This window comes from Salinisphaera shabanensis E1L3A, assembly GCF_000215955.2.
Taxonomy (GTDB): Bacteria; Pseudomonadota; Gammaproteobacteria; order Nevskiales; family Salinisphaeraceae; genus Salinisphaera; species Salinisphaera shabanensis.
The window spans coordinates 1-14762 of sequence record NZ_AFNV02000010.1; the positions used below are offsets into that span (position 1 = coordinate 1).

Below are 14762 nucleotides of genomic sequence, written 5' to 3' on the forward strand. Positions count from 1 at the left end.
CAATTTACAGAACGAATGGTGCACTCCCCGCTAGTGCTTGAGGGCTCGAGCGCCGACATTCCTGTCGTAGGCGTGGCCTGTCGTGGGCGGCGCCAGGGTGGCTGGCGCACGTCCGCGTGCTACGCCTCGGGCAACATCGAGATGGCGCGTCCAATACTCGCGCGCCGGCGCACTGAACCAATGTCTTGGCGAGGTCGTGAATACCTCGCGCAAATAGTTGCGCCCGGCCAGGTCGACCAACTCGCACACATCGCGATACGTACCCACTGTCATTACTCGCGCTGCGATGCGTTCGGCAAGCTCGATTTCGGCGCAACAACCCGCCGGAAAGTACTTTTGCGCCATGGCAGCAAGAAACGCGTACAGCTCATCCGGGTAAGGTTCGACAGGTGTAACCATGAAGCCACCTCATGATCGATAGGTAGAAGGCGACGTTAGTGACCAGGCGTCAGCAGATCGCGGCAGTCATCACGTCGAATGCCCGATAGGGTGCGCCGCACAGGTGACAGGCATGCGACAGAGCAAGGCATTTTGATAATCGGTGGCGAAATACGAGCCCTAGCGGGGCCTTCGACTCAACTTAGACGGCTGAGTCATCAGCTTGGCCCCCCTACACCGCCTTGCAAGCGATTGGCGAGGCAAATTTATGGCTTGCCCTCCGCCCTCGAACTTGGCCCGTCTCGTGGACACCCAGACAATCTCAGGCTGGGCACGAAATACCGCAATCTCTCCCGTGGATATCAGCCTATTTTGTCGGGTCCCGACAGGCTGGCCAACGTTGTGTTCGGTTGTCACACCAAGCTGCGGATTTCGCCCCGAACCGCGCTCGGGCGGTGCGTACTTGCGAGATCCATGTCTATGCAACGGCGTTCCACGTGCGCACTCCCCGCGGCGGCGTCAGCGCCCGACTTGAAGCGCCGCTCGGTTTAGCGACACTAGCTACCGCGCTTCAATACCAACAATGGATCGATGCGTGTGGAAAACCAGGTCATGCCCCAGTGCAAGTGGGGCCCCGTTGCCCGACCGGTGGCACCGACTTCTCCGATAATATCGCCCTGCGTGACCGTGTCGCCGACCGCAACATCAAGCTTGGACAAATGCAGGAAATTCGAGCCAACGCCATAACCGTGGTCGATTAGAATCGTGCCCCCGGTGAGATACATGTCCGGCTCGGCGAGCACTACGGTGCCCGCCGCCGGCGCTTTGACCGGTGTGCCCTTGGAAACTGCGATATCCATGCCGGAATGAGCTGATCCCGGCGTCCCGTTATAGACTCGCTGGTTGCCGAATCGGCCGCTGATACGCCCGCGCACAGGCCAAATGAAATGCTCGGCAAACCCAAGCCCGTGGGTCGTGCTTGCACGCGCCGCAGTGACTTTCCGCTGCTCGCGTGCGATACGGCGTGCAATATCCGGCGGCGGCGAAACCGTCTTCGGCGGTACACCATTGACGCGCTCGATCGGCCAATCGCGGGGCCGGATCTCAACGTCCACGACGCGTTCGGCCGCCCGCGGCGGCGCTACGTGCAAACGAGCATTGCCGGACGCGTCGCGGCCGATACCAAACACCACGGTGCCGTAATCGGTGACATCGAGCCGGCGCCCGTCGTAGGTCACCCGGCTATCGGGCGGCACGCGCGCATAGACCAGCGCCCCCTGCTGCACATGGGCAGGGACGACAATCTCGCTATCGGCAGCGGGTTCGGCCCACGCAAGCGAAGCGCACATGAGCCAAAACGCCACGAAGGCCACGAAGGTCACGCTACGCAGCGTCACAGCCGCTGGGTTCGTCGATTTGATCAATGTCGGCACCTTGGTAAATATGTTGTTCAGCGAATGAAACCGACTCGCCGCATGCCAAGCGACAACGCGCGCGCATCACGAGCGCGCTAGCCGCGAAACGCGGCCGGCTTCATACGCGCGGTGTAGTGACCGATAGTGAGCTCACCGAGCGCTCTGACAGCGCCGCTGTATGCACGAGCGCCGCCTCGACAGGTTCCGGCCGGTGGAAATAATAGCCTTGGAATTGACGCACGTTCGCTCGCTTGAGCAGTTCCCGCGCCGCCTGTGTCTCAACGCCTTCGGCGATGATATTGATATCAAGCGTGGCCGCTACATCGGCAATCGAGCGCAACACGGCACGATCGATCGGTTCGTGCTCGAGATTACGCACGAATGCGCGATCGATCTTGATGCCATCGACCGAGGCATGCTTGAGAATATCGAAACCGGTATGACCGCCGGCAAAATCGTCAAGCCAGACCTCGAAGCCGCGATCGCGCAGGTTTTGTATCAGCTGCGGATAGTGTTCTCCGAACAGCGCCTCGCTTTCTGTGACCTCGAAAACCAATCGCCCGGCTCCAACCTCATGCTGATCCAGCATCGAGATCAGTTCAGCATGAAATAACGGATCGGCAACGCTGATCGGGCTGATATTGATGCTTAGATAACAGCCCTCGGGCCATAGGGCCCGTTGTTCGTAGGCTTCGATCAGGTGCAGCGCATGACGCAGCACCCAACGATCGATACGACTCATCATGCCCAGCCGGGTGGCGATAGGCAGGAATGTTTCCGGCCGAATCACGCCATCGGGCTCGGACAGACGTAATAATGCCTCGTAGCCTACAGGCGTACCGTCCCCATCAACTACCGCCTGCAGATACAGGATGAATTCATCCTTGTCCAAGCCGCGCTGCAACAGCTCGAGCGCACCCAGGTTTGCCACTGCCTGATCGCCTTCAGCAGCACTATCCTGATAAAACTCGTAGCGATTGCGGCCCGCATTTTTTGCGGCATAGAGCGCAGTGTCGGCATGGAGCAAAACGGAATCCGTGGAGTCCAGGCCCCGATCGAGTTCCGCCACCCCGATACTCACCCCTACCTCGAAACTACGGCCGTCATACGTGAACTCATAGTCACGCACGCGCTGGATGATCTTGTCGGCCACGACCCGTGCCCCGTCGGCATCGCCCGCGTGCACGATCGCCGCAAACTCATCGCCGCCCAATCGGGCGAGCACATCGCTATCGCGCAGCAATGAATACATGGCTTGGGCGATCTGTTGGAGCAGCTCATCGCCCGCGGCATGCCCGCATATATCGTTGACCGCCTTGAAATGATCCAGATCGAGATACATGACGAACGCATGCAGGGCGCCCTGCTGTACGCGCATCCATGTACGCGCAAGCGCTTCGTCGAACCCGCGCCGATTGGGTAGACCGGTCAATGGATCGTGGCTGGCTTCGTGCATGAGCTCCTGGGTGACACGCCGTGCTTCGCTGATGTCCTGAAACACGAATACCGCCCCGCGTACGTCGCCGGTTTCGTCATGAATGGGCGAAATCGAATCGACGATGGAAATGAACTCGCCGTCGCGGCGCCGCAGGCGCGTGAAGATCGGCACCCGCACGCGATCGCCCTCGCCCAGAACGCGCGGCATGGGGTCATCGATCGGGACTTCGTCGTCCGGATCGTAGAAGCGCACGACATCGCCGAAATATTCGCCCAGCATCTGTTCGCGCGTGCCACCCAGCAGCTGCACACTGGCGGAGTTGAGTTCGGAGATACGCCCATTCACGTCGATGCGAATCACGCCCTCGCCAATCGACTCGAACGTGATGTCCGCCAGTTCCTTGGCTTCGAACAATTCGTGCAGGGTGCGTTTGCTCTCCGAAATATCCTGAATATGGCAGATGAAATAGAGCGGCTCGCCGGCATCGTCGCGTAGCAGGGAAACGTCAAGCTGCACGTCGACGCTGTGGCCCTGTTTATGAAAATAGCGTTTTTCCATACGCCCGGTCAGCTTGCGCCCGCTGAGCAGATCGTCCACGTAGTCGAGATCCGTTTCGAGGTCGTCCGGGTGGGTAATGTCCTGAAACGTTCGCTCCAGCAGTTCGAGCTCGTCGTAACCCAGAATCTCGCACAGCGCCCGGTTGACGGTAAGCCAGCGCCCCTGCGGCGATACAAGCGCGATGCCGGTCGGCGCCTGCGTCAGGGTCTGGGTGAGGCGGCGTTTCGAAACGCGCAGGGCATCCTGCGCAGCACGCTCGGCCGTGATGTCGGACACGGTACCGACGATACGCCGGCCTTCGTCGGTATCGACAAGCCTGCCCCGCTCGCGAAGCCACACCGGGTCACGGCCCGGCAGCTGCAGCCGATACTCGCAGCTGTAGTCGGCCGTATTCGCCTCGAGATGAGCATCGATACGCTTTTTGCGTTCGCGTCGGTCGTTCTCGCCAATCCACGAATACCATTTGTCGCGATCGATCGCCGATTCGTCGGCATGGCTGAGCCCGATGCGGCTATTGAAGCGTCCGTAGACGCGGTACAGATCCTCGTAGAGGTCGATGTCGATCAGGCCGAGCCCGGCGTTCTCACCGGCCGTACGCCAGCGTTTGTTTTCCACGGCAAGGCGGCGTTCACGCGCGGCGCTGATATTGCGCTCTTTGACCTGATCGTGAACGTCGAGCAGCGCGCCGGCGAGCAAAGGCTGCTGGCCGTCGCGCAGTTCCACTTGCCCAATGGCCTGAACATGGCGCCGGGCCCCATCGGCACGTATCAGTTCGACCGTGAGACTGTAACCGCTGCCCTGGCGCTGCGCCCGGTCTATCGCCTGGCTGAGCGCATCCCGCGACTCCGACGTATAGAACGACAGGGCCGAGTCGAGTTGCGGGGTAAAACTCGCGCGATCGAGGCCGTGGATCGCATAGATACCGTCGGACCAATGGATCGCCTGTGTTTCCAGGTCGAAAGACCAGATACCCGCGCGGGCATGGCGTTCGAGAATTTCAATGCCGCTCAGCTGCATCGGGCGGCCCGCCAATCCCAGACGCGATCGCGTCGTTCACATCGGCTAAATATCGATAACATAGTCGCATTATACAATTAATGCGCCATGAACGCCCCCAATGGCAGGTGGGTTCGATCGCGCGGCCAAACCGCCCCGCCGCGAGTCCGGTTAAGAGCGTCCCTCAGGCAAGGCGACCGCACACAGCGACTCGGCGAATTCACTCAATCGGATGGTGCAGCGCTCGATGTTCGAGTACTGATTGAGTTCGTCCTCGATATACCCCATCGCGTCGCGCACCAGTGTATCCGCCTCGAGGATCTCGTACTGCGGCTCGAGTTCACGCTCTTCTGGGCCGACCGTAAGCAAGCCAAGCGAATACATATGGGCAATAAAGTTCGGTACTTGTGCGCGAAGAAGAACGCCGGCCTCCTTGCCAACGCTGGATGCATAAGATAACACACGCGTGCTCGCAAGCCCTGGCAATGAACCGGCATTGACATGAACCATCGGCCAGGTGCTGCCATCCGCCATCAATACGAGGATACGTGCCTGCGACGGGTTGAGCTGGCGCAGCAGGCGAACGTAGAAATCCTGTTCGATGGCCTGCTGGTCGGTACCGCGCGATGCATCGAGCAGTTCGGCAAAAATCTGGGCAGGCAGCGTGTCGCTATTCGGGCTCGAGTTGCCCAGCGGATCGGCCGGGCGGATGCCGGCGCGGTCGAGACGATCTCCCAGGCTCTTGAGCGCGCGGTATTCGGCACGGCGCAACGCTCGAATGCCCAGCCCGGCCACCGGCCGGCGGCCCAGCCATAACGCGGTTCGACGCAGCAGATGCAGCGGCAGCGGGGCGGTTTCTTCCGCCTCGAATTCCGGCGCGAACGCATCGTAGCGCTGCTGCTCATAATCGTATTGATTCACACAGGCCTCCTTGCCGTTCCCGGCTTATCCGCCGCCGAACAGGACCATAAACTGGAATACGCCAACCGCCAGACCCAGGCCCGCACCTACAGCGATCAGAATCCATTCGTCTTCTTCGAACGCCGGACGCAGCATGCCTTCGAACTTGCGTGGCGAGAGCTGACGCATGCGCTCGACCAACGTATCCTCGATCGCCATGGTGCGATTCGTATAGCTGATGAATTCCTGCATCGTTGGTGACGCGCTGCCCTGCGCGTCGGGCGTGTACTCGATCAGACGTTCGACCGCAGTTTGCTTGAGCCGGATGTAGTTCACGTCGCCCACGGTCCAGCTCATGAATGAGCCCACCGGCCCCGCGCTTTCATCCACCGCTTCGCCTACATGATGGGCGATGATGGTAAAGATTCGATCGGAGTACGGCCCCTTGAGCACTTGCTGGAGAATATTGGCTGGCGCGAGCACTTCGTTGGCCACAAGATCGCCATAAGCACGAGCGACATCGGCTTGGCGTTTAAAGAACAGCCCATGCAGTTCGAACGGGCCGATGCGATGCTTTTCCTTGGGATTGAAAATCATCTTCAGCGCGGCCCAGTTGGTGAACCACCCCACCAGCATGCCGAACACCGGTAGCAGCCACCACGGCTGAAAGAACATCCACACGAACATCTGAACCATACCCAGCGGAAAGCCGAAATAGGCGCCAGAGCGGGCGATGAACTTGAACTCCTCCTTGCCGGTTTCCAGGAAGATGCGGTTCATCAATTCCTTGTGATGTACCAGGTTGGTGACGACCATATCCTTCAGATCGAAAACCTGGTTCACGTCCGTACGCAGGTCGCGCACCGTATCGGCAATCGCCCCGGGCACAGCGGCTTGGACACGCGCGACGATCGTGTCGCGGGCGGCCTCGGGCGTGCGTGCCCAGACGCTGGGGTGATGTTGTTCCATCACCTCATTGACGAGATCCGCGGTCATTTCATTGAGCGGGCCGGTGAGTTTTTCGGCCACCGCATCCGGATCCAGCCGCGAAAAGATTTCTTCGCTATCGATCAGGTTCTCGGTGATGGTATCGGTCGCTATTGCCGACATCTTGGCGGCCTTGCGCGGCACGATACCCTGCCAGCCGAGAAACGGCTTCCAGATACCGACGAACTCGATCGGATGAAACATCATCCAGATCGCGACGCGGTTGGTGATATAGCCGATTATCGCGCTGATAAAAGGCATGGACGCATACTTCCAGAACGTCGCCGTTCCCAGAAACGCCAAGTCCATCATGAAGCCGGTCTCCTCGTGTCCTGCACTGGCAAGTCTTATTTTTATTTTCGCGATTCGGCGGCCGGCAAACCGGCTCGGAAAAGATCGCGTTTTCGAATTAACATACAGCCATTAACGAGTGCTGTCGCCTGTCGTGCACAATTTTTTGAGCTTGATTCCGGTTAACCACTAAAAAGGCCCCGCAAAGCGGGGCCCGTCGATGCACTCGCGTGGCAAGTGCGGTTCTAGCGCAACACGCCCGGGATACGCACGTTCTCGACCAGCTCCCGCACTTCCGCCGGCGGCGGGGGCGTTACACGGGACACCATGAAGGCCACGATGAAGTTGATCGCCGCGCCGATGGCGCCGAACGACTCCGGCTGAATACCGAGCATCCAGCTCGACGCATCGTCCGCAAACAGGTTTGTACCTGGCACGAAGAATACCCCCTTGTACAAGAAGATATAGACGATGGTCACGGTCAGCCCGGCCAGCATGCCGGCGATACCACCTTCCCGATTCATGCGCTTGGAGAACACGCCCATAAGCAGCACGGGGAACAGTGACGAGGCTGCCAAGCCAAACGCCAGTGCCACCACTTCCGCCGCAAACCCGGGTGGGTTGATGCCCAGATAACCGGCCACCAGAATCGCCCCGGTCATGGCGATACGGCCCGCCATGAGCTCACCCTTCTCGCTGATATCGGGCCTGAGCATGCTCTTGAGCAGGTCATGCGAAATGGCCGACGAGATGGCCAGCAACAACCCGGCCGCTGTCGACAACGCAGCAGCCACACCACCCGCTGCCACAAGCGCGATTACCCATGCCGGCAGCTGCGCGATTTCCGGGTTGGCAAGCACCATGATGTCACGGTCGACATTGACCATTTCATTGCCTTGCCAGCCATTGCTTTCGGCCGTGGCCTGGAACTCGGGGTTCTTGTCGTTGTAGTACTGGATCCGGCCGTCGCCGTTCTTGTCTTCGAAGCCCAGCAGGCCCGTGCCTTCCCAGGTCTTGAACCACTGCGGGCGTTGTTCGTATTCCAGATTGGAATTGGCCTCGCCCACCGGGCCGGTCTGTACCGTTTCCATCAGATTCAAGCGTGCCATTGCACCGACCGCCGGCGCGGTGGTGTAGAGAATGGCAATGAAGAACAACGCCCAGCCCACCGACTTACGCGCATCGCTGACCTTGCGCACGGTAAAAAAGCGGATGATCACGTGCGGCAAGCCTGCCGTACCGATCATCAGCGACAAGGTGAGCATGAAGATATTCAGCGTCGAATGCTCGGGGTTGGTAAATCGGTCGAAACCGAGTTCGGTAATCACCCCGTCGAGTTTTTCCAGCAGATAGACCCCGCTGCCATCGGCCATGGTCGAACCCAGCCCGATCTGCGGCAACGGCACGCCGGTGAGCTGAATCGAGATGAAGATCGCCGGCACCGTGAACGCGAAAATCAGCACGATGTACTGCGCGATCTGGGTGTAGGTGATGCCCTTCATGCCGCCAAGCACCGCATAGACGAAGACCACGCCCATGCCGATCAATACGCCGGTTTCGAACTCCACCTCCAGAAAACGTCCGAAGGCCACGCCCACGCCTTTCATCTGCCCGATCACATACGTAATCGAGGCCACGATCAGGCAGATGATCGCCACCGTACGCGCCACGTTGGAGTAATAGCGCGCGCCCACGAACGCCGGCACCGTAAAGCTGCCGAACTTGCGCAGATACGGCGCCAGCAGCAGTGCCAGCAGCACGAAGCCACCGGTCCAGCCCATCAGATAGGGCGAGGCGTTATAGCCCAGAAAGGCGATCAGCCCGGCCATCGAGATGAACGAGGCCGCACTCATCCAGTCCGCGGCCGTGGCCATGCCGTTGGCCACCGGCCCGACACCACCGCCGGCCACATAGAAGTCCTCCGTGCTCCCCGCACGCGAGGCGATCGCGATGACGAAATACAGCAGAAAACTGCCGCCCACCGCAAGATAAATCCAGGTTTGTGTATCCATGGGTGCGCTCTATTCCTTTTCTTCGACGCCGAATTCCCGATCGATCTTGTTCATGCGAAATGCATAGAAGAAGATCAGGAACAAGAACACGTAAATGGCGCCCTGCTGGGCAAAGAAATACCCCAGCGGATAGCCACCGATATGGAAATTGTTGAGCACGTCCACGAGCAGAATGCCGCAGCCGTAGGACACCACGAACCACACGACCAGCAGCTTGAGCACAAGCCGGATATTGGCTTGCCAGTACGCCGCGGCCGCATCTGATGGCCGATCGGACATATCCCCCTCCATTGTTATGAATTGTCCGCAACCATCCTCGGGTAGCGGTGGAGAAGCGACAATGAGACTTTCGGCTATTCAACCATTTGGGTAGCCAAAGCCGAAAAAAGCGTCGAAGAAGTAACTGTATTGAGCATGCATGAGCTTTAACGCTTTCAGCCCACGCCGTGAGCAACCAACCTTCATCGATGCTTCGGGCTTACTCAGCCGGCATACCACCAGAAGACGTTTAGGGTTGGCAGGCCGCGTATACGAACGCACCGCTTGAAAAACGACCGGCGAAAGTGCCCCGACGTTGGGTCGATGAGGTGGGAAACAGCTGAGAGGCGCAGCTTTTCTGGCGCCGGATCAATTACCCGGCGGCACCGCGACCGATATGGCGCCCAAATCGGTCATCATTGAACTAACCGCGACCATTTACGAATCAACGGACGACATCGCCGCGCGAACACAGGAATGCAGTCAATCAGCTTTTCCAGCGGCCGAATGACCAAAATAGCGGCCTGACTTCAACCGTTCAGGCCGCACCGATATTTTTAGAAGCGGCAATTTGAACCGAAAGGCGCTGGGTCGCGGCGGCTATTAATCTCACCCGGGCGTCGACTGCAAGCGGTTGTCTTTCGGTCATGACGCCCCGTCAGGGTTGTCCACCTGCTCTGGGAGCCTGTTACAGCCCGGACGCCTCATACTGCGTGGTCTCGGGGAACTGTATCCGGCGACGTGAACCGCCCCAGAATCGGGCCGTAGACCCGCCCGTTCATATGGATCAGCCCAACGTTGTCCAGATGCTCGTGGCCGGTGAAGCCTCTTCGGCGCTCGATCGCCAGATCGTAGAGCAGCGGGTCGCTGGGATTGGAAAACCAATCGTCAAAGCGGAGTTTGCCAAACGCGTCGTACGAGTAGTGGTTCTGTACGTCGCCCGAGCTGTCGGTCTTGGCAGTGGCCGACCCTAGCGGCATGAATCAATAGTGGTAGCGAAGCTGCGCAATGAGCAAAGCGCCGTCGGCAACCCGGTAAACGATACGATGTTCTTCGTTAATTCGGCGGGACCAGTAGCCAGCGAGGCCATATTTAAGCGGTTCCGGCTTGCCCACACCGTTAAACGGCTCTCGTTGTATCTCTTTAATCAGCTTATTGATTCGACGCAGGATCTTTTTGTCAGTTTGCTGCCAATACAAATAGTCCGCCCAGGCGTTTTCCGAAAAAACGATCCTCATTCAATAAGCGCTCGCTCCTGGCCTCCATCACGCTCCAGCTCGGCAACGGATTCCAGCAAACGACGGGCATTCCTAGGCGCACGCAGAAGATACGCCGTCTCCTGCAACGCTTCATAGTCTTCAAGAGACATCATGACCACGGATCGTGCCTTGTTCCGGGTAATGATCATGGGCGAATGATCTTCGCAGACCTGCTCCATCGTTCTCGCCAGATTGGTTCGCGCGGCCGTGTAGCTGATGGCATCCATAGAAGCATCCCTGTACCTATATATATTCCTGTACAGGATATTGTACGCCTCACGATTTGGCAATCAGCCGAATCGCCGGGGTCACACAAATCGCCGGAAATCGCCGGGGTCAGGTTTATCATCGTACTATTTAGCCGATTTACTGGCTCGCACGATCCGACCCCGATCCGACCCACCGTCGTGAAATGCACGCCGAAGTGGTCTGCAATCTGCGTGTAGCTGTATCCGCCACTCGCATGGCACGCCACAATCGCCTCTTCGCGCGTGGCGTGCCTGCGGGCAATTAGATCTAGCGGTGGCGGTGGCGCCCGTCGCTGGGACTTCGGAATATTGACGTCGTCCTGAACATTGGCATGCTTCAGGCTACGAGCGACGAATTCGTCATCGCCAAGAAACGACTGGGCCTGTAGATCGCGCCAGATCGAGTCCGCGTCAATTCCGTCCAAAACAAAGGCCTTGTATCGTTGGCGGGCGACACTACGACGCTTTCCAAACGCGGCCAATAGCCCGTCCGTGGCCAACCACGCGGGCGAGTGCACGATGCCCATCATCGCGGCGTAACTACTCCAGGGCCATTCGCCGGGTCGATTGACCATACGTGCGCGAACGGGATTGAGAACAACATATCGCGACAACTCCCGCAGATAGCTATCACCGTCGACGAGAATGCCCTTGAAGCGGCCTTGAAACAGGTGACCCGTGCGTCGATGACGACGGTTGCTGTACTGGGTATAGACGCCATTGAGTTGACGCATCCCCCGGGAGAGGTTGGCATCCGGTGTCTCGATGACCAGGTGGTAGTGATTGGTCATCAAACAATAGGCATGGCACACCCAGTTGAAGTCTTGCACGACCTGCCCAAGAGTTTCGAGAAAACGTGTGCGATCCGTGTCGTCTTCGTAAATCGCCTCTCGGCGATCACCGCGCGAAGTCACGTGATACAACGCGCCAGAAAACTCGATTCGGATGGGGCGGGCCATACGCCCGACATTAGCTTGATTTGGGAATCAATGCTACTTAGCTAGACCTGACCCCGTCATATGGTTCGTCATATGGATCCCGGGCTAAAGGAGCGGCTTTCCGGTCTCCACTCTCCAGCAGGCGGACAGCTTCGCGCTTGAATTCGGCTGAAAACGTTTGTCGTTCGGTCATTGAGCACCTCCGTCAGGATTGTCTCCTGATCTGGGTGTCCGTTACAGCCGGGACGCCTCATACTGTCCCCGGATATCCGGATATCGTGTCCCCGGATATCGGGCGGCGTTATCTGAACATGAACGAGGACGATAGCGAGTAGACCGATTACGCCAACGTCAGGATCGCGTTTTTACAGAACGGGTGTTGCTTATTCAAAATCAAGGATCGACCATTTAAAAAAAACATAAAGAGCGTAATCGATTCCAACCCAGACCATTAGCGCAGATACCAATAAAGCGAATAGTGGATAGACATCACTTTTCTCTTTTTTTAAATTAATTGATGCATAAGGAATCAGGATAGTGGTCTGAGCAAGATAGCCCCGAATATTCATTAAACCTAGCGCTAGAAAAGCCGCGGCAACAAAGTTCATGGCCACTAAACCTTCCCAAAAGCAGGTCATCAAGACATAGAGTATTGTGAGAATAAATACTAAAGCCCAGGCCAATTTATTCAATGAGCGGCTAGTAGCCACCGTGCAATCCATCGGTCACTATACTTGCCCCGATTCCCATCCCATCAGAAGCTGCGCCAAAGCCGGCACGCGCTGCCGTACCAGTTACACCCGCCCCTACTAACGGCGGCAGAGCTGTTTCTAAGCTCGGCTCAGCCGCAAAACCAATAGCATCTGCACCAATTAATACACCGTTAGCAACTCGACCCGCTACCGTGAATGGCGCCAAGACCGCAAACGGCGTCGACGCGACCTGGACTCTGAACAAAGTCTGATCGAGAACCGCCTTATCATGTTGTTTCGTCGCGGCGCCTTCGTGGTTCATAGAGCCTGCCATCATCGCGCACCTTGCGGTCGCACAATGACCGTTTAGGTCTTGTCGCACCATTTTCCCATCGACTATCTTATATTCTGTGTACTCAGGATCCCCGCTCGCAAACGCAAGGTCATTAAAAGCTTTGGCAAATGCTGCACTTACCGCACCATTTGCAAACTTTCCGCCCGAAAGCTCCGCAGCGGTTCCGCCTATCGTTGCTGCAATAATTACTTCTCCAGCAGGGCTAGTATTTTTGAATTCCGCATTGAACTTCGCGGTCGCAAACTGGGACGCTGCGGCACCTATAAATGCATCTGTAAAGCTACCGCCCTGCAGATCACTTGAGGCACCACCCACGACACCATGCACAACGGCTTTTGCAGCATAGTAGCCCGCGCTGCCCTGCCCGCCTAGCACATCTGTAACGCCCGGCAATTCAAAGCCGGCATGTACGCCCGCAAAGGCAGCCGCAGTAGCCGCACTATAAAGGCCGGCCTTTAGGTTGCCGCCACTCGCGGCAAATCCCGAGCCAAAGCCGACGCCCACTGAGGGTAGGAACCCAGGCGTCGCTGCGCCGATGATCGCAAACCCCACTTGCGTAAGTAGCGGCTCATCCAGGACTTCGCCGGTGGCAGCAATCGCCGCCCCGATAATTGCCACGGTGACCGGATCAATAAGATGCCCACTAGCATCCGTATACGACAACGGATTGTTATTGACATACGTATACCGGTTGAACCCCTGCGTGGTCTCCGGGAACTGTACATAGGTATCCGGCGACGTGAACCGACCCAGAATCGGGTCATACACACGCCCGTTCATATGGATCAGCCCGACGTTGTCCAGATGCTCGTGGCCAGTGAAGCCTCTTCTGGGCTCGATCGCCAGATCATAGAGCAACGAGTCGCTGGGGTTGGCAAACCAGTCGTCGAAGCGGCGCTTGCCAAACGCGTCGTACGAGTAGTGGTTCTGTACGTCGCCCGAGCTGTCGGTCATGGCCGTGACCGAGCCCAGATGATCCCGGTGTAGGTATTCCGTGTCGTTGTCGTTGTTGTCGCGTTCGATCCGGATCGCGATGGTCTGGCCACCGGCCTGGATATAGGCGCGGTCTTCGTGCGGTTTTGTTGCGTTGTCGTGGTGTTCGTATATACCGCCGACGTAAATGATCGTGGACTGGAGGAAACCATCATTCGTTTCCTGGTTGCGCAACTGCTTGTAGCGGCTGCGATCCGGGCCGTAGAAGAACGCGGAGGCGTTCGAGGCATAGAGAGCGTGCCGCCGTTGTAGAACGTGCCACTCGGCGGGTTGGCATCCCGCACGATCGCCCGCGGTTTGTTGAAGGCGGTCCATTGGATGGCCCGGTCGGCACCGCTGGTCATGTTGCCGTTGGCGTCGTAACTGTAGGTGGCGTTACGCGGGCCGTCGATGACTTCGCTGACGGCATGGGGGCGGGTGTTGTAGTTGTATTCACCCACGTCAGATTTATAGACGATATTGCCGATGTCGTCGCAGTCGACATACAGCGGTTCGATATAGCTCGGACCCTGCGTAATCGTGGCCTGGATCAGACGATTGAGATTGTCGTACTGGAAGTCTTCGACCAGACCGTTCTGGTTTTCATCAGTGCGCGAGATCAGGTTGCCGACCTTGTCCCAGGCAAAGCTCAACGATTGGGCTTCAGTGCCGAGGGTGGTGCCGGTCAGAACACTCTCCAGATAACCCGTCGCGGCGTTGTAGTCGCGGATGGTGGTGTTGCCGTTGCCCAGGGCCACTTCCACGAGATTACCGCGGGCGTCGCGGGCGTTGGCCTGCCAGTAAACGACTGGGTCGCTGGTGTCGGCATCCGTGACCGTTTTCAGGTAGCCGTACGCGGCCGGGGTCAGGTCTTACATTGTGCGCACGATACAAGACTTGACCCCATAACTCACTTTCAGAATGCTTTCGTGAAATATACAGCCTGATTTTCTTCAGGTATTTTCATGCCGCGTTGATAAATCGGGACAGCTATCTCAGGCCGAAATACCGCTCGGCCGGCCGGAAATCCAAGAGATTATCTGACCCCGCCTTGCGCCCAAGGAA

At 58.2% G+C, this 14762-nt stretch carries 14 protein-coding genes; all 14 read right to left on the bottom strand.

Annotated elements, in window-relative coordinates; all coding sequences use genetic code 11:
- Window positions 1–30 precede the first annotated feature (30 nt).
- Window positions 31–399 carry a hypothetical protein gene (locus SSPSH_RS07645; RefSeq protein WP_006912172.1) on the bottom strand — a complete coding sequence of 123 codons (369 nt, stop codon included), beginning with the start codon at window positions 397–399 and terminating at the stop codon, window positions 31–33.
- Window positions 400–935: 536 nt separating this feature from the next.
- Window positions 936–1727, bottom strand: a complete 792-nt coding sequence (locus SSPSH_RS07650; RefSeq protein WP_006912173.1) for a M23 family metallopeptidase — start codon at window positions 1725–1727, stop codon at window positions 936–938.
- 184 nt (window positions 1728–1911) lie between these two features.
- Window positions 1912–4806 carry a PAS domain-containing protein gene (locus SSPSH_RS07655; RefSeq protein WP_021031567.1) on the bottom strand — a complete coding sequence of 965 codons (2895 nt, stop codon included), beginning with the start codon at window positions 4804–4806 and terminating at the stop codon, window positions 1912–1914.
- A 150-nt stretch (window positions 4807–4956) separates the two neighbouring features.
- On the bottom strand, window positions 4957–5706 hold the full coding sequence (locus SSPSH_RS17875; RefSeq protein ID WP_006912176.1) for an Abi-alpha family protein: 750 nt from the start codon (window positions 5704–5706) through the stop codon (window positions 4957–4959).
- 24 nt (window positions 5707–5730) lie between these two features.
- A complete protein-coding gene (locus SSPSH_RS07665) occupies window positions 5731–6984 on the bottom strand; it encodes a DUF445 family protein (RefSeq protein ID WP_006912177.1) in 1254 nt (417 codons plus the stop codon).
- A gap of 224 nt (window positions 6985–7208) precedes the next feature.
- A complete protein-coding gene (locus SSPSH_RS07670; RefSeq protein WP_006912178.1) occupies window positions 7209–8975 on the bottom strand; it encodes a sodium:solute symporter family protein in 1767 nt (588 codons plus the stop codon).
- 9 nt (window positions 8976–8984) lie between these two features.
- Entirely contained in the window at window positions 8985–9254 is a 270-nt protein-coding gene (locus SSPSH_RS07675) for a DUF4212 domain-containing protein (RefSeq protein ID WP_006912179.1), read from the bottom strand.
- A 683-nt stretch (window positions 9255–9937) separates the two neighbouring features.
- Window positions 9938–10213: an RHS repeat domain-containing protein gene (locus SSPSH_RS07680; protein WP_006912180.1), complete on the bottom strand. Its 276-nt coding sequence runs from the start codon at window positions 10211–10213 to the stop codon at window positions 9938–9940.
- Between the two features lie 3 nt (window positions 10214–10216).
- Complete coding sequence (locus SSPSH_RS07685) at window positions 10217–10471, bottom strand: Txe/YoeB family addiction module toxin (protein ID WP_006912181.1); 255 nt, start codon at window positions 10469–10471, stop codon at window positions 10217–10219.
- Complete coding sequence (locus SSPSH_RS07690; RefSeq protein ID WP_006912182.1) at window positions 10468–10719, bottom strand: type II toxin-antitoxin system prevent-host-death family antitoxin; 252 nt, start codon at window positions 10717–10719, stop codon at window positions 10468–10470. Before SSPSH_RS07690 ends, SSPSH_RS07685 begins: the two co-directional genes overlap by 4 nt.
- Entirely contained in the window at window positions 10638–11699 is a 1062-nt protein-coding gene (locus SSPSH_RS07695; protein WP_006912183.1) for a transposase, read from the bottom strand. The genes SSPSH_RS07690 and SSPSH_RS07695 overlap by 82 nt, the downstream gene beginning before the upstream one ends.
- Window positions 11700–12061: 362 nt before the next feature.
- Window positions 12062–12388, bottom strand: coding sequence for a hypothetical protein (locus SSPSH_RS07700; protein ID WP_006912184.1), 327 nt, complete (start codon window positions 12386–12388; stop codon window positions 12062–12064).
- The gene (locus tag SSPSH_RS07705) at window positions 12378–13679 is read right to left on the bottom strand and encodes an RHS repeat-associated core domain-containing protein (protein ID WP_161627820.1); all 1302 of its coding nucleotides are present in this window, start codon (window positions 13677–13679) and stop codon (window positions 12378–12380) included. Before SSPSH_RS07705 ends, SSPSH_RS07700 begins: the two co-directional genes overlap by 11 nt.
- The gene (locus SSPSH_RS18975; RefSeq protein WP_161627821.1) at window positions 13676–14461 is read right to left on the bottom strand and encodes an RHS repeat domain-containing protein; all 786 of its coding nucleotides are present in this window, start codon (window positions 14459–14461) and stop codon (window positions 13676–13678) included. Before SSPSH_RS18975 ends, SSPSH_RS07705 begins: the two co-directional genes overlap by 4 nt.
- Between the last annotated feature and the right edge of the window lie 301 nt (window positions 14462–14762).